This window comes from Algoriphagus oliviformis, from assembly GCF_017254915.1.
GTDB classification, from domain to species: domain Bacteria; phylum Bacteroidota; class Bacteroidia; order Cytophagales; family Cyclobacteriaceae; genus Algoriphagus; species Algoriphagus oliviformis.
The window spans coordinates 59,229-85,368 of the sequence record NZ_JAFKCT010000005.1 but is presented as its reverse complement, the minus strand read 5'-3'; the positions used below and the strand labels follow the sequence as shown (position 1 = coordinate 85,368).

Annotated in this window: 30 protein-coding genes, 1 tRNA gene and 1 pseudogene; 21 read left to right on the top strand and 11 right to left on the bottom strand. The window is 49.7% G+C overall.

Annotated features, from left to right (window positions below; translation table 11 throughout):
- Positions 1-297, top strand: a complete 297-nt coding sequence (locus J0A68_RS13075) for a rhodanese-like domain-containing protein (protein ID WP_206578660.1) — start codon at positions 1-3, stop codon at positions 295-297.
- Positions 298-434: 137 nt separating this feature from the next.
- Here the strand turns inward: J0A68_RS13075 and J0A68_RS13070 are convergent, their stop codons facing one another.
- Both J0A68_RS13070 and J0A68_RS13065 read right to left on the bottom strand, forming a co-directional pair.
- Entirely contained in the window at positions 435-1,544 is a 1,110-nt protein-coding gene (locus J0A68_RS13070) for a site-2 protease family protein (protein ID WP_206578659.1), read from the bottom strand.
- Complete coding sequence (locus tag J0A68_RS13065) at positions 1,537-2,166, bottom strand: HAD family hydrolase (RefSeq protein WP_206578658.1); 630 nt, start codon at positions 2,164-2,166, stop codon at positions 1,537-1,539. Before J0A68_RS13065 ends, J0A68_RS13070 begins: the two co-directional genes overlap by 8 nt.
- Positions 2,167-2,264: 98 nt before the next feature.
- Between J0A68_RS13065 and J0A68_RS13060 the strand changes: the two genes are divergently transcribed.
- Positions 2,265-2,338 (top strand) — tRNA-Ile (locus J0A68_RS13060).
- Between the two features lie 271 nt (positions 2,339-2,609).
- Here the strand turns inward: J0A68_RS13060 and J0A68_RS13055 are convergent.
- Entirely contained in the window at positions 2,610-2,795 is a 186-nt protein-coding gene (locus J0A68_RS13055; protein WP_206578657.1) for a CsbD family protein, read from the bottom strand.
- Between the two features lie 418 nt (positions 2,796-3,213).
- Positions 3,214-3,576: a hypothetical protein gene (locus tag J0A68_RS13050; RefSeq protein ID WP_206578656.1), complete on the bottom strand. Its 363-nt coding sequence runs from the start codon at positions 3,574-3,576 to the stop codon at positions 3,214-3,216.
- Positions 3,577-3,978: 402 nt separating this feature from the next.
- Between J0A68_RS13050 and J0A68_RS13045 the strand changes: the two genes are divergently transcribed.
- From J0A68_RS13045 to J0A68_RS12975, 15 genes and pseudogenes are all read left to right on the top strand, one after another.
- Entirely contained in the window at positions 3,979-4,449 is a 471-nt protein-coding gene (locus J0A68_RS13045; RefSeq protein ID WP_206578655.1) for a PRC-barrel domain-containing protein, read from the top strand.
- Positions 4,450-4,967: 518 nt separating this feature from the next.
- Positions 4,968-5,375 (top strand): response regulator, encoded by a 408-nt coding sequence (locus tag J0A68_RS13040; RefSeq protein WP_206578654.1) that lies wholly within the window; start codon positions 4,968-4,970, stop codon positions 5,373-5,375.
- Between the two features lie 198 nt (positions 5,376-5,573).
- Positions 5,574-6,053: a non-homologous end joining protein Ku gene (ku, locus tag J0A68_RS13035; protein WP_206578653.1), complete on the top strand. Its 480-nt coding sequence runs from the start codon at positions 5,574-5,576 to the stop codon at positions 6,051-6,053.
- Positions 6,054-6,413: 360 nt separating this feature from the next.
- On the top strand, positions 6,414-6,761 hold the full coding sequence (locus tag J0A68_RS13030) for a hypothetical protein (RefSeq protein ID WP_206578652.1): 348 nt from the start codon (positions 6,414-6,416) through the stop codon (positions 6,759-6,761).
- A 100-nt stretch (positions 6,762-6,861) separates the two neighbouring features.
- Positions 6,862-7,800, top strand: a complete 939-nt coding sequence (locus J0A68_RS13025) for a zinc metalloprotease (protein ID WP_206578651.1) — start codon at positions 6,862-6,864, stop codon at positions 7,798-7,800.
- A 4-nt stretch (positions 7,801-7,804) separates the two neighbouring features.
- Entirely contained in the window at positions 7,805-8,113 is a 309-nt protein-coding gene (locus J0A68_RS13020; protein WP_206578650.1) for a hypothetical protein, read from the top strand.
- A gap of 68 nt (positions 8,114-8,181) precedes the next feature.
- A complete protein-coding gene (locus J0A68_RS13015; RefSeq protein WP_206578649.1) occupies positions 8,182-8,427 on the top strand; it encodes a hypothetical protein in 246 nt (81 codons plus the stop codon).
- A gap of 408 nt (positions 8,428-8,835) precedes the next feature.
- Positions 8,836-9,693: an aldo/keto reductase gene (locus J0A68_RS13010; protein WP_206578648.1), complete on the top strand. Its 858-nt coding sequence runs from the start codon at positions 8,836-8,838 to the stop codon at positions 9,691-9,693.
- A 145-nt stretch (positions 9,694-9,838) separates the two neighbouring features.
- Positions 9,839-10,705, top strand: a complete 867-nt coding sequence (locus J0A68_RS13005) for a helix-turn-helix domain-containing protein (RefSeq protein ID WP_206578647.1) — start codon at positions 9,839-9,841, stop codon at positions 10,703-10,705.
- Between the two features lie 610 nt (positions 10,706-11,315).
- A complete protein-coding gene (locus J0A68_RS13000) occupies positions 11,316-11,813 on the top strand; it encodes a cupin domain-containing protein (RefSeq protein ID WP_206578646.1) in 498 nt (165 codons plus the stop codon).
- A 181-nt stretch (positions 11,814-11,994) separates the two neighbouring features.
- Positions 11,995-13,056, top strand: a complete 1,062-nt coding sequence (locus J0A68_RS12995) for an NAD(P)-dependent alcohol dehydrogenase (RefSeq protein ID WP_206578645.1) — start codon at positions 11,995-11,997, stop codon at positions 13,054-13,056.
- Between the two features lie 8 nt (positions 13,057-13,064).
- Positions 13,065-13,526 (top strand): cyclophilin-like fold protein, encoded by a 462-nt coding sequence (locus J0A68_RS12990; protein ID WP_206578644.1) that lies wholly within the window; start codon positions 13,065-13,067, stop codon positions 13,524-13,526.
- An 84-nt stretch (positions 13,527-13,610) separates the two neighbouring features.
- A pseudogene (locus J0A68_RS12985) lies at positions 13,611-13,934 on the top strand ((R)-mandelonitrile lyase); the annotation flags it as partial.
- A gap of 84 nt (positions 13,935-14,018) precedes the next feature.
- Positions 14,019-15,245: a PQQ-dependent sugar dehydrogenase gene (locus J0A68_RS12980; protein WP_206578643.1), complete on the top strand. Its 1,227-nt coding sequence runs from the start codon at positions 14,019-14,021 to the stop codon at positions 15,243-15,245.
- Positions 15,242-15,628, top strand: coding sequence for a DUF2255 family protein (locus J0A68_RS12975; protein WP_206578642.1), 387 nt, complete (start codon positions 15,242-15,244; stop codon positions 15,626-15,628). The genes J0A68_RS12980 and J0A68_RS12975 overlap by 4 nt, the downstream gene beginning before the upstream one ends.
- An 84-nt stretch (positions 15,629-15,712) precedes the next feature.
- Here the strand turns inward: J0A68_RS12975 and J0A68_RS23030 are convergent, their stop codons facing one another.
- Entirely contained in the window at positions 15,713-15,967 is a 255-nt protein-coding gene (locus J0A68_RS23030; protein ID WP_317195113.1) for an NrtR DNA-binding winged helix domain-containing protein, read from the bottom strand.
- 25 nt (positions 15,968-15,992) lie between these two features.
- Positions 15,993-16,463, bottom strand: coding sequence for an NUDIX hydrolase (locus J0A68_RS23025; protein WP_317195112.1), 471 nt, complete (start codon positions 16,461-16,463; stop codon positions 15,993-15,995).
- Positions 16,464-16,607: 144 nt separating this feature from the next.
- Here J0A68_RS23025 and J0A68_RS12965 point away from each other — a divergent pair, with 144 nt between their 5' ends.
- The 4 genes from J0A68_RS12965 to J0A68_RS12955 all read left to right on the top strand — a co-directional run bounded on the left by J0A68_RS12965 (position 16,608) and on the right by J0A68_RS12955 (position 21,795).
- On the top strand, positions 16,608-17,564 hold the full coding sequence (locus tag J0A68_RS12965; RefSeq protein WP_236025589.1) for a TolB family protein: 957 nt from the start codon (positions 16,608-16,610) through the stop codon (positions 17,562-17,564).
- Positions 17,565-17,676: 112 nt separating this feature from the next.
- Positions 17,677-17,934, top strand: a complete 258-nt coding sequence (locus J0A68_RS22855) for a hypothetical protein (RefSeq protein WP_236025588.1) — start codon at positions 17,677-17,679, stop codon at positions 17,932-17,934.
- Complete coding sequence (locus tag J0A68_RS12960; protein ID WP_317195117.1) at positions 17,931-19,346, top strand: carboxylesterase/lipase family protein; 1,416 nt, start codon at positions 17,931-17,933, stop codon at positions 19,344-19,346. Before J0A68_RS22855 ends, J0A68_RS12960 begins: the two co-directional genes overlap by 4 nt.
- A 91-nt stretch (positions 19,347-19,437) precedes the next feature.
- A complete protein-coding gene (locus tag J0A68_RS12955) occupies positions 19,438-21,795 on the top strand; it encodes an alpha-L-rhamnosidase-related protein (RefSeq protein ID WP_206578641.1) in 2,358 nt (785 codons plus the stop codon).
- Positions 21,796-22,136: 341 nt separating this feature from the next.
- On the opposite strand, the gene J0A68_RS12950 is transcribed toward J0A68_RS12955, so the two are convergent.
- The 5 genes from J0A68_RS12950 to J0A68_RS12930 form a co-directional block, all read right to left on the bottom strand.
- Positions 22,137-23,615 carry a cryptochrome/photolyase family protein gene (locus J0A68_RS12950; RefSeq protein ID WP_206578640.1) on the bottom strand — a complete coding sequence of 493 codons (1,479 nt, stop codon included), beginning with the start codon at positions 23,613-23,615 and terminating at the stop codon, positions 22,137-22,139.
- Positions 23,599-23,745 (bottom strand): DUF2256 domain-containing protein, encoded by a 147-nt coding sequence (locus J0A68_RS12945; protein WP_206578639.1) that lies wholly within the window; start codon positions 23,743-23,745, stop codon positions 23,599-23,601. Before J0A68_RS12945 ends, J0A68_RS12950 begins: the two co-directional genes overlap by 17 nt.
- A gap of 65 nt (positions 23,746-23,810) precedes the next feature.
- Positions 23,811-24,440 (bottom strand): flavin reductase family protein, encoded by a 630-nt coding sequence (locus J0A68_RS12940; RefSeq protein WP_206578638.1) that lies wholly within the window; start codon positions 24,438-24,440, stop codon positions 23,811-23,813.
- A 24-nt stretch (positions 24,441-24,464) separates the two neighbouring features.
- Positions 24,465-25,577 carry an FAD-binding domain-containing protein gene (locus J0A68_RS12935; protein ID WP_206578637.1) on the bottom strand — a complete coding sequence of 371 codons (1,113 nt, stop codon included), beginning with the start codon at positions 25,575-25,577 and terminating at the stop codon, positions 24,465-24,467.
- Complete coding sequence (locus J0A68_RS12930) at positions 25,577-25,840, bottom strand: TIGR03643 family protein (RefSeq protein WP_206578636.1); 264 nt, start codon at positions 25,838-25,840, stop codon at positions 25,577-25,579. Before J0A68_RS12930 ends, J0A68_RS12935 begins: the two co-directional genes overlap by 1 nt.
- Positions 25,841-26,140 lie beyond the last annotated feature (300 nt).

Genomic DNA, 26,140 nt, shown 5'->3' with positions numbered 1-26,140 from the left:
ATGGAAGACATCACAGTTTCTGAATTGAAAGAGCGCTTGGACAAAGGAGAGAAATTCCACTTTCTCGATGTCCGTGAAGAATGGGAATTTGAAGAGGACAACCTCGGAGCCAACAACATTCCCTTGGGAGAGCTCCCCCACCGAATCGGCGAGTTGGAAAAGTTCAAAGACGAGGAGATCATCGTCCACTGCCGCTCCGGAGCCCGCAGCGGCAATGCCAAGAAGTTTTTGGAAAGCAAGGGCTTCAGCCAAGTGCGCAACGTCCCCGGGGGGATATTGGCCTACAGAGCCCTATAAAACACAACAAGCCGGAACTTCAATTCCGGCTTTTTTATGCCCGAAACCGTAGCGCCTTCCTTTCCCCAAAGGATCCAAGTCACCGCTCCGCTTTGCAAAAACAGCGGCAAAAGGCTATAATTTTAGCGGGATTTTTTTTAACTGAAAATAAACGGCTTCGGCGAAAAGCAGATCGCAAAGATCAGGATAGCCAGCCAGCCGACACACTTTCTCTTCCAATCCAACTCCCTCAGACCGCTCACCTCTGGATGCTTCAGTCCCATGACCCTTCCCAAGAGGAAAGCAAAAAACAGCCAACCTTGGTACCCGTCCCAGTCCGGCCGGAAGAAGGCGAGGACATATTGCCCTGCGGCAAGGGAAAGGGCCAGGGTCAACTTGGTTTGGGTAGTAAAGTCGGTACGGGAATAGCATATATACAGAAAGCCGACGTAGAGGGGAATCCTTATCATCAGCTCATCCAGCGCCATCCCCGGCTGTATGACTCCGACCCCGGCGTAGGCCAAAAACAGGGAAAAAACGCCGATGGAAATCTGCCGATGGTACTTGGGAAACAAGCCAAAAACCACGTGCCCTCCATCCAGCTGTCCGATGGGAAGCAGATTCAACGCGGTAAAAAAAAGCGCCAGATACCCGGCAAACAAAACCGGATAGTGGATCACCTCCGACATCGCCGGCATCCGGTCAGGCTCAGCCAGCAGCTCCCCCATGCCCCAAAACAGGAGGTTTTTACCCAGCTCGAAGTCAATAGTCCCTTCCTCGTACCCGGCAAAGTTGGGATCGGCATATTCAGGGTGGATGGAATAGATGTATTCCGCGGGCGGCAAAGTCACAAAGCCGTACCAAAGTACGCCCACAGCCACCACGAAGCCTGCAAGCGGTCCGGCAACCCCGATATCGAAGAACTTCTTACGGCTGTTTACAAAGCCTTTCATCCGGATGATCGCTCCAAACGTACCGATCGATGGGCCGCCAATGAAGCCAAACCAGGCCGGAATGAAATAAGGCAGGCTGCACTTTACCTTGTGATAGAGTGAAGTGAACAAATGGCCTAACTCGTGGACCAACAAGATGCCGATGAAGGGAATGGAAAAGGCGAGGGATTTGGTAAAATACTCCCAAGTAAGTGCAGACTCCCCCTCTCCGATGACAAACCTTGAATAAATCCACTCTCCTCCCGCCAAGGTGGCCGTGATCAAAGTCAGCAGGAAAAGCAATCCGTGGATCAGGTATTCTTTGGGTTTATACATGTCCAAAGAATTCAAAGATCACATTTGGTCCGGTCACCTGTACGGCATGGATGCCTATCGAGGCAGCGCCTCTGACGTTGGCCTCAAGATCGTCGAAGAAAACGACTCGGTCTGCCGTGGTGCCCAGTTCGGCAAGCATCTTTTCGTAGATCTCTACCGAGGGCTTGGCAAGTCCCATCTCATGACTGTAGAAAATCCGGTCAAAGAGCGGCTGGAAGCCGTCCATTCCATGTTGCTCCTTGAGCATTTGGTACACGGCGTCGATATGTATCGCGTTGGTGTTGCTGAGCACCGCAAGCTGGTAATCGGCTTTGAGCTTCTCGACGAGTTCCAGCCTTTTTTTGGGGATGGGCCCCAAGATGCTGTTCCAAAGGCGGTCTACCTCCGGCCCCTCCCAAGACTGCCCAAAGTAAGCCCTAACCTCATCCCGGAACGTGGGGGAATCTATCTCTCCCTTTTCGTAAGCCTTGTGAAAGTCAGTGAGGTAAAAATCCTCCACCTTGGAATGCTCGCTGGCTGGTACCAGGGATTTGATCAGTTCAAAAGCGCGGCCGTAGTCCAAATCGACGATTACATTGCCCAAATCAAAGATCAAAAAGTCGGCGTCAGGGGCTTTTTTCATTCGTAGTCCGGGTTGTGTATTTGAAGCCAAATATGTAACATTGCACTCCCAAAACCAAGGTTTGCGGCGAATAGAGGCGCTAAACCGGAAGTCAAAACGGGCCTATAGCTCATTCGGTTAGAGCAACTGACTCATAATCAGTAGGTGCTTGGTTCGATTCCAAGTGGGCCCACCCTCCTGGGCAAGATCTTTTTTGAAGGATTTTGCCCATTTTTTTGCCTCTTAACTCGCAGTTAATCAAATAGACAAAGTTAACTACCTCGTTAATTCTAGCGATTCGATGTTCTGCCCCGTCAAAGGTGATATTTTCGTGAAAGATCGGACCAATTAGACGACGTTTTTGCCCCAGGTCTCCTTTCAAACAAGCCCGTATCCAAATCGTTTTTTAATCAAAAGGGCAAAAAAAAAAGGTGCCTCTCGGCACCCTTCTAGTCGGTGTTGGTTTAGTCGAAAAACCGCTCTAGCTCCGCTTGGGTCTTGCCCGTCTTCTTCTGAAGTCTTCCCAAGAGCTCATCTTCCTTGCCCTCAACGTAGGTCAGATCATCATCGGTCAAGTCGCCGTATTCCTGCTTGAGTTTGCCCTTGATGACGTTCCAGTTTCCCTTGATTTTGTTTTTGGTACTGTCCATGGTTAATTGGTTTTAGTTCGAACAAGTTTATCCAAAGGCTGTACCAAGGGGTAGACCACTCCAAAATCCCAATCAAAAGACGGCCTACAGCTCGGAATAGGCTATTTTTCTATCCCCCCCGGTTTTCCGGTCAATCTCGGACGGAGACAATGTCCACACTATGTCTCATCAATTTCACAACAGGGCCTCGATGTAAAATGAGACCGCGTATGCCATATCTCCTGATGAAGCAGCACAAAAAAAGGAGGTACGTCACCGTACCTCCCAGTTGGAGATTCACCGAAACCAACCCTGTCGCTATGAAATTCTCCAACTTCAAAAAGCCACTGCGAAGATGCCCATGGTACCACATCAGCTGTGGCGCTTAGAGACTACTCCCATTTGAAACACTTCCCCCCAAAACAATGTGCGTTTGCGCTTAGCGAAGGCTGTCCGAAAGGTGCCTTCCCCTCATCAGCATGTCGCTCCATAGAGGCCCCATCTGCCTATAGTCGGGGTTTTGGCTGTCCAGCAACACGCGGCCTGCATTTTTGCTCCTACCTGTACTGTCCATTGGCCGATAGTACGTTTGGAGCCACAGGCCATCGTCCACATACCTATATACCCTCCGGTATTGGAATTCATTCCATACCGTCCATGGACCGGCGGCAACGTCCCCAGACAGGCTCTCGTCACCTTCCTCTCTTTTGTCAAAATCCCGTTTGAAGGATTCCCAGTCAAAATTTCCCGGGTTGGCCAGTTCAATCCGTACCGAATTGCCGACATGGAGGGAGTCCTCCAAAAAATCCCCACCAAAGTTTTCCGAAGGATTCCGTAAGGCTGTAGAGTCCTTGAATCCTTCATTACCGTCGTTTTCCCTTTCCCTCTCAGCGCATGAAAAGGCGAGCAAAGAAAGGATCAGCAAGCAAGGCCGAATACCCCGTAAATTGTCAATCAATGTTTCCATTACCTATCTTGATTTGGTTAGGATATATCAGCCCAACTTCTATACCGAGGCCCAAAACCGGACGGGAAGCCAGTAGCGGCACTACCTCCTTGAAAAAAATTACACCATAAGGGGAAAGCAGACCACACCCAAACTCTTTCGGAGCGGGAAATATTCCCAAATCGGTCCGTTTTGGCGGACGGCACGGATATGGGACTTAGACAGGCAAACAGTATACTCACTTAACCAACTAACACCATGAACAGTACAAACCATTCCCAGATCAGTTGCACGACGGCCATGTCCTGCACCGTAAAAACCTCCAGTGACCAGTCTGTAGGTGCCATCAAGGAATTTATGATCAACACCTCCACCGGCCAGGTAGACTACGTGGTATTGAAGGTGGACGAAGGCTTCCTGAACTTAGGTTCCAAGCTCTTGGCCATGCCGATGGAGTCTTTCCATTTCCATGCGGCACATGACGGTGTGATCACCGTAAGGGAAAGCAAAGAGACGCTTGAAAACGCTCCCGGCTTTGACGAGGACAACTGGCCGACCGGCCCCCAGTCGGAATTTATCCATACCCTGCGATCGTATTACGCCGAGGAGCCCAGAAGTCTTTTCGGACGCTATGACAGGGAAAACCGAATCTATTTCGACCAAGACGAAAGGTTTGACCTGGACTCGAGAACAGCTGAAGAATTGAGGTCCAGCGAAAAGGGCCTTTAATCGGAGGACAGCACTAAACTGTCCGAAAACCACAAGCCAGTCCGATTTGGGCTGGCTTTTTCGTTTCAAACCATGTCAATCAGACGTGGATTGGTTCTCGGAAGCAAACGCCCATCACCCTCCAAACAGAGGGAGCGCTAATTGGTTAATATACATCCAGCTTTTCCCTCTCCCGTCTTCGGCCATTCCCTTTCCAACCTTCCAAAAAATCAACCCCCAGCAATCACGGCCAATCCTCTTAACACATAATTATATATCCATAATACATTATATATTATATATAATCACTACCCATGCAATGCACAACCATCTGATAATCAACAGATAAGAGCAAATCACTACCTTTTGCCAAATAAACCACCAAGATCAAAAATAACCATGCCCAATTTGCCCCAAACAGCGACTTAGTATTTTTCAATTATCAATTATTGTTTTAATAAAAACGATATACTTTTATTTGAATATAATTCTCCCTAGATTATACTTAATTCCAGCGATGGGATATAAAGCCCCTCTATATGACTGGAACCAAATATTTTCTTTTAGTTGACGACGATCAGGATGACCGGGATTTTTTCCGGGAAGCGATCCTGGAGATCTATCCCGTTTCCGAAATACAGGAAGCAAAAGACGGGGTACACGCCTTGGAGCTGCTCGACTCCAACCTCCTACGCCTGCCAGACGTGATCTTTTTGGACCTCAACATGCCGCGTATGGACGGAAAGGGTTTTTTGGCCAGACTCAAGTGCAGCATCCTTCTCCAACATATTCCTGTATTCGTCTTCACCACTTCCTCCGACCCGGTAGACAGGGAAGAATCCCTTAGGCTTGGTGCAGAGCGGTTTTTCACCAAACCCTGCGAGTTTGGCGAGCTTTGCAACCATGTCCAGGCGGTCTTTGACCTGGTATTCCTGATGCCCGAGTAATCCGGCATAGGATTGCCTTGCCCATACTGTGCAAGAATTCCAACACCTTGCCGATTCCATTTTCGGCAGCCCTCCTCTTGTCTGCAGGGCAGAACAAACGATATTTCCCCATTGGTTTACCTGAGTTGGGCTAGACGGAAACCCGTTTCGGATGGAACGGAAATTGGTTTTCCCGGATGGGACTTAACCGCACAAACCATGAGATCAATTTGGAACGGCTCAATCAGCTTTGGCCTGGTCAACATCCCTGTAAAGATGTATTCCGCCTCGGAATCCAGGACCATCGACCTGGATATGTTGGACTCCAGGGACCACTCGCGGATCCGCTTCAAGCGGGTCAACGAGAGCACCGGAAAAGAGGTAAAATGGAAAGACATCGTCAAAGGCTATAAAATGGACGAAAAATACGTCGTCCTGGATGACGGGGATTTCGAGATGGCCAATGTGGAAAAGAGCAAAACCCTGGACATCGAGGCCTTTGTGGAAGCCAAGGAGGTTTCTGACATGCTGTTTAAGAAACCCTATTACCTGGAACCGCAAAAGGAAGGCGGAAAGTCCTACAACCTGTTGCGGGATAGCCTTAAAAAAACCGACAAGTTGGGCTTGGCGACTTTTGTCATGCGCCAACGGGAAAACCTGGCCCTGATCAGCCTGCACCCGGATGTCTTGGTGCAATAGCCCCATGTCCGTAAGGGAACAGTTTCGGGCGAATTCCGAGTCAGGCGTGGCGTTAAACCCCAGCCAATCTCCAAAATTCCACACGCCGCTTCTTTTTTCCATCCTGACTGGGAGGTTCGGGAAAAAACAGAAGCTTGTAACAGGTTCGTCGAGCAGTGGCCCGGAACGTAGAAAAACCGGCACAAACAGGCCCAAACCGCGGCGCCGGAACAAATTACCCCCCGCGTTTTCGATGGTTTGAAGGGTTTCCAACCCGTATTTTACGTGTAGGACCGGAGGGTTTTCACAACATGTTCGGCTCTGTCTTCCCATGGCATTTTTATTGGGACTTGGTTATTGTTTCAACAAAACCCAACCGCAATGATTTATCTGGCAATGAGCCTGGTCTCTCTTGCGATCATAATTTTGGTTGCAGTGCTTTTCCTTTCCAAAACCAACACGAGCAGCAACGTGGAGATGAAAGGTGACGGGATTTTGCTCATCAAACACCCGCTGAATACCACCAAAATACACTTGGAAAACGACCTGAAATCCTGGGCTCTCAAAAGGATTGACCTGTTGTGGAGAGGAAAGGCGTTCGTACTGAGTCTGCAGTTGTCCAACGGTAAGACCAGGAAAATATACTTCAGGACAAAAACAGGACCCATCCTGCAGGTGATACGCCTGCTGGAAAAATCCGTCCCAGACAAAAACACCGAAGAATCCTGAAACGTGGTCACCGGTACCCTTCCGAGATTGTAGGGAAAACAAAGGGTGATGCCACGCTGTTATAAGGATCATTGACCCAAAATCCCGTAACCCCTTTGATATGGAAAACATCACCGTAAACGACTTTTCCGAAGCGGATCGACCGTTTTACAGAACCTGTGGAACCATGGCCTCGAACACCCTACTCATGGAGAGGTATCCGCAATTCCGGGCAAACCTCGGGGAGATAGAGCGGCTGTCTAGGGCCTTGACTCAGACGGACCGCACGCAGTCTTTTCCCACGGCTACCCTGCAGGTGGTGGTACATATCGTCTATGAAACCGAGGAGCAGAACATATCCGATCTCCAAGTCTTGAGCCAAATCGAGGTTTTGAACAGGGATTTCAGCTCCACCAATCCAGACAAATCCGCCATTCCTGCCGTATGGGGTGATCTGCCCATGGATTCTGGGATTCGTTTTTCCCTCGCCTCACGGGATCCGGAGGACAAGCCCACCAGCGGAATCATCCGGACAAAGACGGCTATGAGGGGTTTTGACCACCTGGATTCGGTGAAGTTTTCAGCCCGCGGCGGTTCGGACGCGTGGCCTACCGACCGCTACCTCAACATCTGGGTCTGCAACCTCCATGGGGGGCTTTTGGGCTACGCCCAGTTTCCCGGTGGCCCGCGGGAGACAGATGGCGTGGTAATACTCTATAAGGCCTTCGGCACCCAGGGCACGGCTGAACCTCCGTTCGACCTGGGTCGCACCTGCACCCACGAGGTGGGCCACTACCTCAATCTGCGCCATATTTGGGGAGATACCGAGCACTGCTTCGGTTCCGACTCGATAGAGGATACCCCGACCCAACAGTTGCCCAACTACAACAAGCCCCTATTCCCGCATATTTCCTGCAACAATGGCCCCCATGGGGATATGTTCATGAACTACATGGACTATGTGGACGACGACACGATGGTGATGTTCACCCCGGGCCAGGTGGCGAGAATGCGGGCCAGCCTGATGGGTCCGAGGGCAGGTTTGATCAACCAAGTTTGACGCCATGGCCATACGCTTGGAATTTCTGGCAAAACGGTGGGTTCACGCCCATGAGGAGGACAGCGGCGAGCAGCTGGTGTACCGGCCTGCGGGCTATCCTATGGGCCTGTCCAGAAACAGGGATGCCATCGAATTCTTCGGCGACGGTACGGTCAGGCGTGAGGGAATTGCCCCCACCGACCAAATCGCCTTCAGCGAGGGAAGATGGACGGTGGAAGAAGACGGAAAAACGATCCATATCCTTTTGGAAGGCAGGGAAACCCTACTGGACGTCCACCTGCTGAGTATTGACCTACTGATCATCTCCAAATAAGCAAAGAGCCCAAACAGGAGCCAGACGCCCTACCTGCCTCCATTCCAAACGAGCAAACCGGATTGACCATGGACACCTTTATCCTCCTTCTAGCCGTTGTGGGCCTTGCCGTGTTCATCATGGATTGGATGCCTACCGTCTCGAAGGTGACCGGTGTTTCCTATTCGGTCTTCTACACCGCGGGAGGCTTCCTGCTCTATGCCTTGCTCCCCGAACACCTCCCCTCTCCCCTTCCCCGTGAAAACGAAAGCGCGGCCCTGCACCTCACCGAGCTTCATGTACAAGTGGGTTCATGCACCGAAATCCGCCTCTGAAACGAACTACTCGGGCTACAAAAGGGCTTGGTCGGCAAATCGAAAGAGTCCGCTGATCCGCGACAGCAAAAATCCCCCCGAACCATCAAACCCCAATCCATCTTCAACCAACAATGCTTTACTTGAATATTATAATAAGCGCTTGTCGTCAACCGCGTAGTTTCCAATCATTCAAGTAGGCCCAAACCTCCGTCATCGCTACGCCCCCCCTCCATAGCCACATCTGGGCAGCAATAACCCGTATCTTAAAAATCCCAGCCACTGAAAGAATTTTGTCTTTCCCAACCACGTCTCTTGAGTCGGCTGTTTGATTCTATTAAGCATCAGTTTGAAATTCTTTAGTGGGCAAGCCAGCCTGATTCTACCTTTGAATCAGCTAATTGAACCAACAAAAACTTTGACAACGCTATGGTACTAGAAGAAAATTACCGACTGTCCAACGGTCTTGAAATACCCAAATTGGGCTTGGGCACCTGGTTTATCAGTGACGACAAGGTAGCCCAGGCTGTAAAGGAAGCCGTCGCCTTGGGCTATAGGCACATCGATACCGCACAGGCTTATCAAAACGAGCGGGGGGTCGGCGAGGGAGTGAAAATTGCTGGCGCTAACCGCGAAGAACTATTCATTACGACCAAACTGGCCGCTGAAATCAAAAACTATCAGCAGGCCCTCGATGCAATTGATGGATCTCTTGAAACAATGGGGTTGGACTACATCGACCTACTGATCATCCACAGCCCTAAACCTTGGAGCAAGTTTCTCGGAACCGAATCCTTTGCCGAAGGAAACAAAGAAGCCTGGAGAGCTCTGGAAGATGCCTATAAGGCAGGAAAACTCAAAGCTATCGGCGTGTCCAACTTCGAAAAAGAAGATCTCGAAAACATCCTCGCCGGCTGCACCGTCAAGCCAATGGTCAACCAGATATTGGCTCATATCGGCAACACCCCGCTTGAGCTGATCAACTTCTGCCAAAAACAAAACATCCTGGTGGAAGCCTACTCTCCCATCGGACACGGAGAAATTCCAAGTAATGAAAAATTGATCGATTTGGCTGCCAAATACAAGGTGGGCGTTGCCCAACTGGCGATCCGCTATACCCTGCAATTGGGGCTCTTGCCAATTCCAAAGACCGCCAATCCAGTCCACATGAAGTCAAACGCCTCCGTAGATTTTGAGATCAGCTCCGAAGATATGGAGCTCCTGAGCAACATCGAAAGAATAGAAAACTACGGTGAAGCCAGTGTGTTCCCTGTTTTTGCCAAATAAGACCAGCTTTAATTGGCGGATATCTCCCAAGCCCGACGCGATACGTTCGCGTCAGGCTTCAACCTCAAGTCGGCCGCAGTGCCCGTCCTTTGAAGACCACTGTAGTGCGCAACCGACAGCCCATTTGAAATTCTTAAGTTAAGACATGGCACAAATTGTAGAAAGGCCACTCTCGGAATATAACTCAAAGCTAAAATTAAAGGGTTTCAATGCCTTTCGGATCGAAAGTGACGGGAATGCAACCCGCCTCTACAGCCGCAAGGATTTTTACAAAATCTGCCTGACTACCGGAAGGAGCATCATCAACTACGCGGACAAAAGCTATCGGGAAGAAGATACTATTTTGTTTTTTGGCAACCCCCATATCCCTTATTCTTGGGAAACTCTTTCTAGCCAATATGTCGGATATACCTGTCTGTTTTCGGAAGAGTTCTTTAATCACAGCGAACGGACAGAAAGCCTGCTCCAATCACCACTTTTTAAAATTGACGGGACGCCGATTCTCAAAATCACTGAACTAAAGCGACTTAATCTCAACGGGATTTTTGACAAGATGATCGAAGAGCAGGAGTCCGAATATGCATTCAAAGATGATTTGATTAGAAATTACATCAATTTGATTTTGCATGAAGCCCTGAAAATGAAGCCCTCAGAGAATTTTGTCCAGCATAAAAATGGTGCGGCCCGACTCACCTCCGTCTTTTTGGAGTTATTGGAACGTCAATTTCCAATCGAGAGTCCGGATTCCCCTTTGCAACTGAATTCCCCACAAGGATACGCCCAGGTTTTGTCGGTGCATGTCAACTCTCTCAACCGGGCTGTCAAAGAAATCACCGGCAAATCCACCTCCGCACTTATAGCCGACAGGATCCTTGTCGAAGCAAAAGCGCTCTTGCAACACACCGATTGGAACATCAGCGAGATCGCCTACGCACTGGGATTCGAGTACCCAACCTACTTCAACAACTTCTTCAAAAAACACGTGGGCACAAATCCCAAAGCGCTGCGATAACCTGCGGCATCGGAACATTTGCAAATCCTCCAATAAAGCCCTTCATGTTTGAATACCTTAACAACTCATTTGATTTTCTTTAACCCCCGTCCTTCAGGCTGAGGTAATTTTGTCAAGGATCAGATCCGAAATCCCATATGGATGACCTGCATGACAAACAAACCCTAGGGAAAATCCGCGCCAAGTCGATCTCGCGACACGCAGTAGCATACTCGGCCGCTATTTCCCATAAAATCAACACGCACGCTGTGACCACCCCGAAACCCGCCGCTCCAGCGGCTGCCTCGGGCCACACAGACTTTGCCAAAAAGTCCCTTTTCCAAACAACAGCTCAGGCTTGCCAGGAAAACCCATCCCCAGAGCCTAAATCGAAAAGGGGAACGGTGGCAATGTCCATTCCAAAAAACGTTTGGACCGAAGCAGGGGCAACCCTATTGCCGGGGATTTCTATAAGTGAAAATGCCGTGGTGGAAACCCGGACTGTCGGACCCAAAGGCTTCCATCCAAATCCTCTGACCGGCGCTGCTACGACCTAAGTCCCCAAGGCAACCCATTCAACCCAAAGCGGATTCCATTTCCCAAAGACACGATTAACCTAAACCAGATAGCGATGAAAATCTCAAAAAAAAGCCAATACGCATGTATCGCGTTACTGCTGTTTGCCAGCCACTTTACTTTGGGGCAGGACACGAAGGGCAGCACTGCCGAGGCATCCGCTGAGAGCGACGGTATTTTCCCCAAAGGACAAAAAGGCTCTGAAAACTTCTTCACCGGGAACGCCTACAACTACGGCCTGGTCCAAAGCGACACCTCCCTGACAACCATGATTGGCAACGTGTATTTCGAGCCGGGAGCGAGAAGCAACTGGCATACCCACCCCGCAGGACAAATATTGATCATCACCGCTGGTGAAGGCTACCATCAGATCGAAGGAGAGCCCAAGCAGCTTCTAAAGAAAGGAAGTGTGGCTATATGCCCTCCCAATGTACGCCATTGGCACGGTGCGAGTCCCGACCAAGGCATGCAGCAGCTCTACATTCTCCCCAATACGGAAAAGGGAATAGTCCAATGGATGGAAGCAGTCGCCGACCAGCAATACAAGGACTAAAACAGACCAACCAAGCCAACTAGAAATCATGACCAACTCCAAGGATTCAACACCAGGTAGCTCCCGGAGAAAATTCCTCCTGCAATCTGCCCTTGCCGGAGCTGCCGTATCGCTCTCCAGCCCTCTTCAGCTGATGGCCGATCCACAGCATCCCCATGTCCAATCACTTAAACAAGCTTTTATGGAAAACATAAAAACCAGAGGCTATACTGCCACAGACGAATCAGGCAAGCTCAGTCCATTCGAATTCGAACGCCGACCGGTTGGCGATGACGACATCCTCATTGATATAAAATTCGCCAGCATCTGCCATTCTGATATTCACCAGGAAAAAGGCCATTGGGGAAAACAAATCTATCCACAGGTGCCGGGCCATGAAATCGTGGGAATCGTCTCCGCGGTGGGAAAGAACGTCACCAAATTCAAGGTAGGCGACCGTGCCGGCGTGGGCTGCATGGTCGACAGCTGCATGGAATGTGAAAGCTGTACCCATGGGGAAGAGCAGTTTTGCGAGAGAGGACAGACCAAATTTACCTACGGCTTCCCGAATCCCGCGGAACCTACCGGCATTACCCAAGGCGGATACTCCGACAAAATCGTGGTAAGAGACCATTTTGCGGTACATATCCCCGAGAGCATTTCCTTCGAAGAAGCAGCACCACTGCTCTGCGCAGGGATCACGACCTACTCTCCATTGATGAAGGCCAACTTCAAATCCGGAGACAAGGTGGGCGTTGCAGGTATCGGTGGGCTGGGGCATCTGGCCGTCAAAATCGCCGTTTCCAAAGGAGCGGAAGTCTACGCGTTTACCACTACTGCCGATAAAGTAGAGGACATCAAGTCCTGGGGGGTCAAAGAGGTAATCGTCGTGGATGAAGAATACAAGTCCATGCAGGCTTACGGCAAGACACTGGACTACATGATCTGTACCATCCCCTACCAGTTCAACGTCACCCCCTATATCATGTGCGTAAAACCTTACGGATCATTTACGCTCGTGGGCATGCCGATCAAATCCGAAATCAACATCAACAATCTGATGCTTTCTTTTGCCAGGGTAAACTTCAACGCATCCTTGATCGGAGGCATCCCCGAAACCCAGGAAGTGATCCACTATTGTGCCGCCAATGGCATCAGACCGAGCATCGAGATCATTTCCGCCGAGGAAATCAACGAAGCCTGGGGCAAAGTAGTCAATAAGGAAGCCCGCTACAGATACGTGATCGACGCCGCCACCTTTTAATCATCCGCATGAAATCTCGTCTCATATTGCTCGTCCTGCTGGCGGTCGTTGCAGCAACCCCAATCCCTGCAGGCGGCAAAGAAGAGATTTCTTCCCTATCTTCTGCTATGACTGATTCACCAAGCCTGATCATTCAAGTAGGACAAGAGCAGTTCCCAGTGGAACTGTTGGACAATCCTGCTTCCAAAAGTCTTTTAGACCAACTCCCCCTATCCGTTGAATTTGAAGACTTTGCGGGACTGGAAAAGATTTTCTACCCTCCGAAAAAACTCTCCAAAAACGAAGCTCCCAGTGGAGCAAAGCCGGTAAAGGGAAATATCATGTACTATGCCCCCTGGGGCGATGTAGCGATCTTTTACAAAGATGCCGCTTATGCCTCGGGATTGATTCCTTTGGGAAACATTGAAAACGTAGATGGCTTGGTGCAAGCAATCAAACACGTAGACACGGCAACTCTTTTCAAACCTTAAATAACGAACATGGAGATTACCAAAAATGGAACTCGGGGATCTTTCAAAGGCCCCGGAGACTGGTTTACCTGACAGGTCCGAGTAGAACCCGTATTTGCCAAACAGCCCAAGACCGTCGCCCAAGGCGCAATGGTCACCTTCGAAGCCGGAGCAAGGACAGCCTGGCACACCCATCCAGCCGGTCAGACGATCATCATCCAATCCGGGTTGGGATGCGTTCAGAAAGAGGGAGGTCCTATCATCGAAGTTGGTCCCGGCGACGTCGTCTATTTCGAACCGGAGGAAAAACACTGGCACGGCGCCTCTCCAAAATCCGCCATGAGCCATCTCGCAATCCAAGAAGAAGTCGACGGAAAAGTGGTCACTTGGATGGAACAGGTATCTGACGAACAATATGCCAATGAATAAGTCCTACAGCTGATTCTCGGCAACTCCCGGAAAAAGAGATGGCGTCGATTCAATCTATAATCCTGACTGTAAACCCGTGTAACCATGAAAAACCACCGGCTTGTGAAGCTCTTGATTTTTGGAATCCTACTTCACACCAATCCATCTCTTGGACAGGACGTGTCCGCTCAATCCGTGGAAAAAGCTTCAAAAGAAGCCCAATCCCAATGCCCTGATTTCCAAGAACAGACCCGAGCCCCAGGCGTCAGGACACAAACGGACTACTCGGTCGAAACAATTACCGATAAGCTCAATTTTCCCTGGGGAATGGATTTCCTACCTGATGGAAAACTAATAGTCAGCGAAAAACCAGGAAGAATAAAACTAATATCGAAAGAAGGCCAAGTTGGCCCTGCGTTGAAAGGCGTACCGGAAGTTCGATATGAGGGCTCGGGAGGACTGTTTGACATCAAACTTTCTCCAGACTTCGAGACTTCCAGAAAGGTTTTTTGGACCTACGTCTCCACCTATGAGGGTGAAGCCATGAATCAAGTCGCATCTGGAGTACTTTCGAGAGACGAGACTGAAATCCAAGACGTAAAAATCATCTATGAAATCAAACCCACCCAAGGTGGTAAATTTCATTTTGGATCCAGATTGCTTTTTGATTCGGAGGGTATGCTCTTGGTCACTTTTGGAGACCGATTCAGAAATGGAAGAAAGGACGTCCAAGAAATGAATGCTGCTTTGGGAAAAATAATCCGCATCACACCGGAGGGAAAAGCTGCCAAAGGAAACCCCTTTGAAAATGCAGAAAACACCCTTCCTGAAATTTGGTCGCTAGGACACCGAAATCCACAAGGCCTGGCTTTCAATCCTGCCACTCAGGAGCTGTGGGAATCCGAACACGGCCCGAGAGCCGGAGATGAAATCAATCGAATCAAGAAAGGGGGAAACTATGGATGGCCTCAGGTTTCCTTTGGATTGGAATACGACGGATCCCCAGTTGACGGAACCGGATTGACCAAAAAGACTGGAATGGAGTCTCCGGTCTATTATTATGACCCTGCCGTAGCGCCCAGTGGGATGACCTTCTACGATGGAGACCTAATCCCTGAATGGAAAAACAACCTTTTTGTGGCGATGCTCCGGGGGATGCATATTGCCCGACTAGTAATCGACAACGCGACCGGCCGCATTGTCGGTGAGGAGAGACTGTTGACAGAGGAAAAACAACGGTTCAGGCATGTCGTCCAAGGTCCGGATGATGCCCTATACGCAATCACGGATGATGAAAACGGAAGACTATATCGTATCAGTACCAAAAAATGAATCAATTGTCAGAGACACTAAGTTCTGATGAGATCAGAACAATCGCTTCGAAAGATGATTTCCACATCGCCGCACTCCGGGAGGATGGAATCACATACGGCCCCCTTACTTGGATATGGTCTGTATCCGTGGATGATCAATTGTTTGTGAGAGCCTACCATGGCACTTCCTCTCGGTGGTTCAAGTCAGCCATGAACCAAGGGATGGGGAAAATTTCCGCAGCAGGCATGGACAAAAAAGTAAAATTCAAGTCCGTCCAAGGAGAAATAAACGAGAAAATAGACCAGGCTTACAGAAAGAAATATGCCGAAAGTCCTTACCTAAACTCCATGATCAGCGCAAGGGCTAGATCAGCCACTGTGCAAATTCTCCCTTGGCAATAAAGAGCACTCCTGAGACCAAAAAGCCCATCGAACCCGACATCGAAGCAAAGCCTCAGATGCCTGGCCCGAACCAGCAGACGCAGCTCAGCTGCTCAAGGAGACAGACTTCTGCCTTTTGAGTCTATAGAGGTACGGAGCCTTGTTGGCAGCTCCGGTAAACTTCTTTTCAAGTCGCTCCAAAATGCCCAAATCAAGAATCTTCTTCTGGAAATTGTTCATGGGAAAGCTTTTCTCAAACACGGCTTCATACAGGCTCTGGACTTCCTTCATGGTGAATGTTTCCGGCAACAGCTCAAACCCGATCAGCTTCTTGTCAAAACCCAATCGCAAAGAATCCAATGCATGCTCCAAAATTGAAAAATGGTCATAGGTCAGCTTCGGTACCTGTGCCAATGAAAACCAAGTCAGTGCTTCCTCCAACATTCCGGTTTTGGGCTTCACATTTTTTGATATCCACCAAGGCATAATACCCGATGCTGACAAACCTCTCCGCCATCCAAGAGACGATTTCCTCGTCATACATTTCGGGATTCAACGCAATAAGGCCCGCTTTGATCTGATCGACCTGCTCACTGCCTACCACCCTGCCCTCCGAGCCGAACACGCGAAACTGATCCAGAAATATGTTTTCCAACCCCGTCCTTTCGGTCAGGATTCTACACGCGGCCTGGTCCGTCCCTTCAGTTTTCAAAACATACCCCCCGGGAAGGGACCAAAAATCCTGGAGGTAACTGGGCTTGGAAAGCAATACCTTGATTTCACCATCTTCATAGCCGAATACTACGCAGTCGATGGAAAGCTGGGCGATATATAGCGTGACGTCGAATTTTGGCATAGCAACGAGAACTCAAATTTCATTTTTTTTTGAAAACCAGACCATACGCCGGTTTCCGGATGCCAGATCCTTATTATCTATATTTTAGATAATGTGGAAAAGTGAGTACATTTTAACCAATTAATCCAAAAACCCAATAAACTCATGCTGCCCATCCCTAGCTATCTGGAATTTCCGAAAATGAAAAAGTGCTGTTCCTTCACTTTTTTCCTGTTGGTGTCACCGCTCTGTCTCTTTGCCCAGACTGGCCAGGACACCACCAGCTATGTGCATTCCGTGGACATCACCACCGGTGTGATAGACACATTGGCCACTATGCCAAAGCATTTTGAAGCCCCCAACTGGCACCCTGACAATTACCTTATTCTAAACAGCTTGGGCAGCCTTTATACCCTGGATCTGGACAGCAGGGAAACCAGCCATCTAAACACTGGTTTTGCCACTGCCTGCAACAATGACCACGGCATATCTCCCGACGGAAAATGGCTCGCCATCAGTCACAATGATCAAAACGACCCGTCCCCCAAATCCTATAAATCAATCGTCTATCTCTTGCCTATCGAAGGCGGGACACCTCGAAGAGTGACCACTGAGGTGATGTCCTTCTGGCATGGCTGGAGTCCGGATGGAAAAACACTCGCCTACACGGGAGAGCGAAATGGAAACTTTGACATCTACACAATTCCTGTCCAAGGGGGGAAAGAAACCCGCCTTACCGATACGGAGGGCCTAGACGACGGGCCAGACTATTCCCCAGACGGAAGACACATCTATATCAATTCTTACCGGACAGGCCAAATGCAAATTTGGAGAATAGAAGCAGATGGCTCCAATCCTGAGCAGCTGACCTTTGACAGCTACTCCAATTGGTTTGCCCACCCATCACCGGATGGGAAATGGATAGTCTATATCTCTTATCTGGAAGACCAAAAAGAAGGACATCCATTTGGGAAGCAGGTGAAGCTCCGTTTGATGGACTTAAACACTGGAGAAATCAAAGACCTGACTCCGGAATTTTTTGGAGGTCAGGGCACAATCAACGTCCCCTCATGGAGTCCGGATAGTCGAAAGATTGCTTTTGTAAGCTATAAGCTGAACTGACACTCAAATCCAACGGCCTGAAACCTACCAGTACAGGACAGACATACCCTCTTATCCTCACTACCTTAAATCACATTATCTTAATTATAGATAATAAACCTGCTAAAAACTCATGAAACAATTTTCTCCTGGAAGAAGGGATTTCCTTGTGAAACTCTCGGCTTCGACCGCACTGATTTCTTTGCCGTTTTCAGGCTTTTCTTCTACTAGTCCAAAAGAAGAATTCGTCTTAGCTGACACCTTGTACGGCCAGATCCGAGGCTCACGGGTAGAGGGAGTAAACATCTACAAGGGAATTCCCTACGGAGGAAAGCCTCGGGAGCAAACCGCTTCAAAAAAGCATTCAATCCGGAGCCTTGGACCGGAATAAAGGACACCCTGGAACTAGGAGCTCCGGCAATCCAAGGTCCACGAAGAGGTGAGCCTGCCCCATCGGAAGACTGCCTGTATCTCAATGTCTGGACTCCAGCCAATGATGGGAAGAAACGGGCGGTGATGTTCTACAGACATGGTGGCGGCTATGTCATCGGTTCGGGTGGATCTGGAGGACAGGACGGTGCCAATTTGGCCAGGAATTTTGACGTAGTCGTTGTCCAGACAAACCATCGCCTGGGTCTGTTGGGGTTTCTTTATCTGGATGAAATAGCCGGGGGAGAATACACCGGCTCCGGAAACAGGGGGGTGCAGGATATTGCCCTGGGACTCAAGTGGGTGCATGACAACATTGCAAATTTTGGAGGAGATCCGGACAACGTAATGATCTTTGGTGAATCGGGAGGAGGAGGAAAGACCGCCTGTCTGTATGCCATGCCGGAGGCGGCTCCCTTTTTCAACAAAACATCCATCGAAAGCGGCCCCGGAGCCAGAATGCTGAGCAGAGAACAGGCTCAGAAAACAACCCTCGCAGTGCTGGAAAAGTTGGAAATAGATCCAAGTGACTGGAAAAAGCTCTTGGACATCCCGGCCGAAAAACTGTTGGAGATCCAAAACACCATCCCTACCGTCCCTCCTTTTCAACCCAAATTCAATGGGCCAATCGGCGAAAATCCGATTTGGGGGTTTGGGCCAGTGGTGGATGGAGTCGTGTTGCCCCACCATCCATTCGACCCCAAGGCAGTGGAAATCTCCAAAAACAAACCGCTTTTGGTAGGCTGGAATGAAGATGAATACAATTTTTTCGCATGGCAAAGCCGAGATATCGCGCCTTTCTCGATGAATTTCGAAGAAATCACCGAAAGGCTCAAAGGTCCCTTTGGGACCGATGCGCAAGCCTTGGTCGAGACCTATCGAAAGGCCAATCCACAAGCCTCAGCTCCTGATGTATTTGTGGCGATTTCCTCCATAAACATGATGGGACTAGGCTCGATAGAGATCGCCGAAAAGAAAGCCAAACAAGGGGGTGCACCGGTGTATCTCTACAACTTCGGCTATAAATCCGACATGAAAATCCCAGGCACTGAATACGAAATGGGAACTCCCCATGCCATGGACATTTCCTTCAAGTTCAACAATGAGGTTCCTCCAAAAGAAGGAGAAGCGCCGAGAATGGGATTTGGAGGGGGTAAACCTGACCGCTTCAAAGCTTCTCACAATTTTGCCGAATACTGGTGCAACTTCGCCAAAACGGGAGTACCCTCCGCTGAAGGGGAGCCGGTATGGCCAGCCTATAATCTGGAAACCCGCCCTACTTTGAGAATCGATGCCGACTGCGAAGTGATCGAGAATCGGTTCCACGATGAGTTGGATACCTGGAGAGAAATCGGAAAACTAGTCACCAGCTGATTTAAACCTATCGTTTCTTAAACCCAAAAACTTAACCTTTATGATTTCCGCAGCCCATATACCAAACAGCAAATCCCGAATTAGTACGTGGATGTTATTACTGGTTTTTGTTTCGTTAAGCAGCCAATTCGCATTTTCACAGGAGATCAATCCAGATTTTCTGACCAAAAACTGGAATGCCAGATGGATTACTGCCGCAGAAAGCAAACCCGCCGAGTATGGCGTTTATGTGTTTAGAAAGGGTTTCGATCTTTCTGCCAAGCCTGACAAGTATGTCATCCATGTGTCTGCGGACAATAAATACCGCCTTTATGTCAATGGGGAGTTTATCGGTGTGGGACCTGCCAGGAACGACATCGAGCATTGGTTTTTTGACACTTACGATATCGCTCCGTATTTGAAATCCGGCAAAAACACGATTGCTGCCAAGGTCTGGAACGAAGGAGCTGGAAAAGCCGAAGCCCAGATTTCGCTGCGCACGGGGTTTATAGTGGATGGTGAAGGTGATGCGTCTGCCATTGCTACCAACGATTCTTGGAAGGCGAGGAAAGATGAAGCTTACGCTCCGATTCAGGTGAGGGTTTACGGATATTATGCTGCTGGACCGGGAGAAAACATCCAGATGGAAAACTACATCAAAGACTGGCAGTCTCCGGACCTCAATGACGAAGCTTGGCCAGCGGCACAAGCATCTTTCCCCGGAGTCCCCAAGTCAAAAGTTGGAGCCTTCGGAGCACCGATGGGCTGGATGCTGATTCCTTCGGGAATCCCAACTTTTGAGTTTTCCCCGGAGAAAAAACCCACAATCCGAAGAACGGAGGGCGTTTCCGTGGCTTTGGAAACCTTCGGCAATTCGCCCATTCAAGTTCCCGCCAATTCCAAAGCCAGCATCTTGCTCGACCAGACCTACCTGACCAACGCTTACCCCACTTTTACCTTTGCCAAAGGAAAAGACGCTACCGTCAAGATCACGTATGCAGAAGCGCTGTATGGTGAAGAAAGATCCAAGGGAAACAGAAATGAGATAGCGGGAAAAACGATGGTCGGAAGATTTGACCAGATTGTCACCGATGGCTCAGAAAAGCAACGATTTACCCCGCTGAATTATAGAACCTACCGATACATCCAACTGGAGGTGGAGACCAAGGACGAGCCTTTGACACTTCAGGGAATGGAAGCGACATTTACCGGATTTCCATTTGAGCTAAAGGCGGAGTTTGGATCCGATGACCCACAACTCCAAAAAATCCTGGAAATCGGGTGGAGAACAGCCCGCCTTTGTGCGGTGGATTCCTACTTGGATTGCCCCTACTACGAGCAGCTGCAGTACATTGGAGATGGGAGGATTCAGATGATGATTTCCTATTACAACACGGGAGACGACCGATTGGCCAAAAATTCGATCAACCAAATCTCCTATTCCCAGCAGCCGGAAGGTGTGACTTTCAGCCGGTATCCATCAGCTAGCCCTCAGTACATTCCTCCCTTTTCCATGTGGTATGTGGGAATGCTTCATGACTATCTGATGTATGGTTCTGATTTGGAGTTTTTGAAAACCAAGCTCAACTCCTCCCGGTCTGTGATCCAGTATTTTCAAAGTGTACAGGGTGATGACGGGTCTTTGGGGACACTCCCGTTTTGGTCATTTGTGGATTGGGCGACTGGACCTGAGTGGGGACCGGGTATTCCCCCAATGGGCGCAGATGGCAATTCGGCTATTTTGGATTTGCAAATGGTTCTGACCTTGCAGTATGCGGCAGACTTGGAGAAGCATTTGGGAATCCCCGAACTGGGAGCCAACTACCTCCAAGAAGCGGAGAAACTGAAAGCTACTATTCGAAGAAAGTATTGGGATGCCGGAAAAGGGTTGTTTGCTGACAGATCCGAAAAGGATGTTTTTTCCCAGCATGCCAATGCCTTGGCTATCCTCTCAGGACTTGTCGAAGGTGAGAGCGCTAGAGCTGTTGGAGATAAAATGCTCGCATTGGAAAACAACATGGTCGAAGCGACCATCTATTTCAAATATTACATCCACCAGGCCTTGGTGGATGTGGGAAAAGGGGACGAGTACCTGACCTATCTGGACGTTTGGCGAAAAGCGATTGACATGGGATTGACTACTTGGGCGGAAACTTCCGATCTGGACAAAACCAGATCCGACAGTCACGCCTGGGGATCAAGCCCAAATATCGAATTCTACAGAACAATACTTGGGATCGACAGTGACGGGCCGGGATTTCGCCGAGTCAAAATAGAGCCACATTTGGGAGAATTCACCGAACTGTCCGGAAAAATGCCCCATCCGAACGGGGAGATTGAGGTGAGCTATGACCTAGGACCTGCCAAATCAGCGACGGTACATTTACCTAAAGGAGTCGTAGGCTCTTTGGTATTCCAGGGAACCCTGTATCCGCTTCAAGAAGGCACAAACCGCATCTCTTTGAATTAGAATTCATGGTGATTGTTCCGCTACAGCCCTAGCCGATATCCATCATCCGGTCCAGCTTGGGCTTCGGTAGTCCTTGCATATAGAAGTTTACTCGACGATGGCTTTCTCCGCCTCAGGGATCTATCATCGGATCGCAAAAATCGACATACTCTCAAACCAGGCTGGCCCTGATCGCAAGTATTACCGGCACCTGAATGAGGCGCTGGCGCAGCTATCATCGGGCAAAAGGATGAAGCGATCTACCAATAGATCCCTAGTCACAGAATTACTCCCCTGCGTGCCGCGCATTCAAGGGACATAGGCTTCTCGAAAACACAGGTATCAAATCCGCCATTTCGCCGCTACGAAATGCCTTCGAGAAACTTGTCTGCCTTGCGGAGATGGCTCTCCTTCTTGTCCTCCCCCATTCGATTCCAGGTGTGGTACATCATGGAGAGCCTTGGGTTTGATTGGAAAAAATCCGAGTGTCTGGCGACAAAGCTCCAGAAGAGCCCGTCCCACACCGCTTCCCATTCGCCTTTGGGGTAGTCGCCCATCTTCCTGAGGTAATTAGACCCTCCGATGTAGGGTTTGGTGGCAAACAGCCCCCCATCGGCAAACTGGCTCATCCCATACACATTGGGCACCATCACCCAATCGTAGGCATCGATGAACAGCTCCATAAACCAGCGGTACACCTCATCCGGATCAAACTCGCAGAGCAACATGAAATTCCCCAGTACCATCAGCCGCTCGATGTGATGGCAATATCCCGTGCTCAGGACCTTTTTGATCGTCTCGTCCACGGGCAAAATACCCGTCGTGCCGTCATAAAAACTGGCCGGGATCTTCCTCTTGAAACCCCAAAAGTTCTTGGTTCGGGAATAGCCGCCCTTGCACCAATACATCCCCCGAACGAACTCCCGCCACCCCATGAGCTGACGGACAAATCCCTCCACGGAATTGAGGGGGACTTTCTCGCTTTGCGCAAAGTCCAGGCACTTTTCCAAAACCAATCCGGGAAGCAGGAGTCCCACGTTGATCAAGGGGGAAAGGAGGCTGTGGTGCAACAAAGACTCGTTTTTCACGATCGCATCCTCATAGTCCCCAAACTCATGAAACCGATGTCGAAAAAACTCGTCCAACCAAGCCTCTGCCTGGAGCTGGTCAATCGGATAGATGGGCGCTTGGGTCAGCTTGCCCGGATTATCCGCGAAATGCTTTTTGGTATAGGCCAGCGCTTCCTCCCAAAATGGAGAAACATCCGGAAATTGGACGGATGGAGGAGTCTTGCCCTTGGGATATTTCTTCCTGTTTTCCGAATCGTACGTCCACTCTCCTCCCTCCGGCTCCATATTCCCATCCACCAAAATCTTCCTTTTCTTCCGCTCCTGCTTATAAAAAGCAGTCTGGAAAAAAGACTCCTTCTTTGGATTGAAAAAATCGGACAGCTCCTCACGGGTGTTCAAAAAAGCAGGGCTTTCGTAGAATGTCAATTCGACAGAAGCCGCCATTTTCCTGAGTCTTTTCTCCAGCCAATCATCCACCGGATCGATGCAGTGGATCGCGTCGATCCCTTCCCGATCGATTTCCTTCCTGAATTTGCGGATGTCGGCTAGCTCTGACGAGCTCTCGATGTATCGGACAGTCCTTCCGCTTTTCTCCAAAAAGTCCTGGTAGGCTTTCATCGAAGCCCGATGGAAGGCGAGCTTCTGCTTGTGAAATCGGTATTGGCTGAAAAACAACCGTTCCTCCACCAGATAAATGTCGTGCGCGTTTTCCAGCAAAGGTCCGGAATGGAAAAGCTGGTGGGGAAAAACAAGGCTAATCGCTTGGGTCATGGGGTTTGTTTCTTCTGCATCTTTCGCTGCAATACTTGACTTCTCCCCAGTTCTTTTCCCATTTTTTCCTCCAGGAAAAGGGCCTGTTGCAGACTGGACAGTTTTTTTGGGGAAGTTCGTTTTTCTTCATCCGATTTCAGGTTTGCAAGAGATCCTCACAGCGGGGCATTGATCTCCCCCGCCAGGTCGCGACAGCTATTCAAAATCCGGGATCTCCCCCTCGCGGACATAGGGGAAGGTATCTAATCTGCTGAGCCCATAGTAGCTGTTCAGCCCAGAAATCCCGACGCCGGAGACACCAGCCATATCCAGCTGCCCCAGGGCATTGACCGCAGCGTCGGGAACTGCCAACAGCTCGACCGTCCCGACCACGAAGATGCATCCGTTGGGCAAGGGGATACTTTCCAAATGCTTCATCCCGATCTTGATCTGGCTTTCTTTGACAAAGGGCGCGTAAAATCCCCCGATGTACTCCTGCTGAAGCTTCATTCGGGCAAATTCCGAGTCGCCTTTTTTCAGCTTTGCCGAGGTGTAGTGGGCTTTTTTGATCAGTGACTCCGGCACCTGGTTGATCGTATAGCATCCCGTCTCGACAATATTCGGGTAGGTGTCCCGGGGCACCTCGGACTGTGGCCTCATGACGAATCCCAGCTGGGCGGGATCAGAACCAAGGTGGACTACGGAGGAAAAGATCGCGACATTTTCCTTTTGGTCCACGGACTTGGTAGCGATCAGGTTGGCAGGCTTTATCCCGGAGATGGAGTTGATCAGATTCAGGCGGTACTTCCGGTCTAGTTTTTCGAGTTCTTCTTTTTGTAGTTGCATGTTTTGGGGCGGCTTGGTGATGGGTCACTTGGCAAATTCATAGGCTGTGGCGATCTCATTTCTGCACTTTTTCCAAAAGGCAAAAAAAGAAGGATAGTAGCCCACGACGGAGCTCATCCATTCTCTGGACTCCTCCCGGCCATGGTAGTGGGAATTTGTAGGATGCTCTTTGAAAACCAGATTTTGGGCATCCACCAAGGCGGCCAAGTCCGAAAACTCCCCCACGAAGGGCTGGATGCCTGCTATATTTTGGCTCAAAGCCATCGCAAAGTCCAGGCACTTCTGATGGATAGGATACTTGGCGAAAAACGACGGCTCCAAAAGCAATACCCGCTGCACCTCCCTGTCCTGATGCCAATAGGGATCCAGATTGTAGTAGTTGTAAACCAGGGTGGTTTTTGAATTCGCCAACTTCGGAATCTCCAATTGTGGCAGTTTGAGATCCACTCGAAGCGGCTGGGTCTCTTTGAGAAGGTCGGGAGTCCGCAGATTGTCAAACTCATCGTACTCCACGTCCAAAAAAGTATGCTGTTGGTCGCTTTGGAAATAGCGGTTGATATTGCGCTGATTGGCGTAGTATTTTTTGCTGGAATTGGCTCCCGCCACCCACTGCCAGCTCAGATGGTTACTGGCAAGATCCCCGTCCAACAAGTGGCTGTACAGCCATCGGGCAGGCTCAAGCCAATGCGACTTGGCGATGTTGCAACAAATGGAGGCCACATACATCCGCATATGGTTGTGCATGTATCCCGTTTCATACAATTCCACGATAGCCTCGTCCACCGCGGAGATCCCGGTCTGCGCGTCTAGGATCGCCTTAGGTACTTCAAAATTGGTCACTGGACTCTGAACGTGCTTCAAATCCCGCATGATCCCCTCCTTTTTGGAGATCCAGATCTGCTGCCAGTAGTCCCTCCAAGCCAATTCTTGAACCAATTTTTCCACCTGGGTAAAGGGCAACTCCAGTGTCTGGATATGTGCCAGCACCTGCTTGGTAGAAATCACCCCGCGAGAAATATAGGGGCTCAACCGCGTCACTTGCCCGTCTTTGAAGTTTCTGGTAGACGCGTAGGCAATGGGCTGGATATGTCGCAGCCGATGTTCGATCGAAGAGATATCCGTTGGGAAGGTGTACATCAGGAGATCTTGTTTTGGGAAATGCTTTTCTGTCTGGAACACTTAAAACGAAGCATTTCAAGACTTCGCTTTTTCAGGTGTTTTTGGCTGACGCCAGAATTCCCCCTTTTCCTCCACATCTTGAAGGAGCTCGCCTTCAGCTCCTTGCACATCAAGCTGATCACTTGGGCTTCACCCATCCCAAATTGGAATTTGATCGCTTCAAAGGGCGTGCGATCTTCCCAGGCCATTTCTATGATCCTATCCAGTTCTCTTGCTGTCATGGCTTGCTGCTATCCCCCAGACCAGGGGATCTGTTGTCCAAGTAGAAAAAGCCCAAACGGCAAAAAATGTTTAGCGACCGATCACTAAGCAGGCATTTTCAGGGGGCAGCGGCGATGCATTTCCCCGGCTTTTCGGTCTGGGCGCTAAATTCCCACTGACAACGCTGACAATTTTTCAGCAAAAAACTGTCAAGAAAAACGCCTCAGCGCCATTGGCATGGCGGTTGAACGTCGGATTTTCAAAGAATCGCGATTCATTCGGCCATGGGCCAAGAGCTTCGCAACAGGTACCAGAAGCGT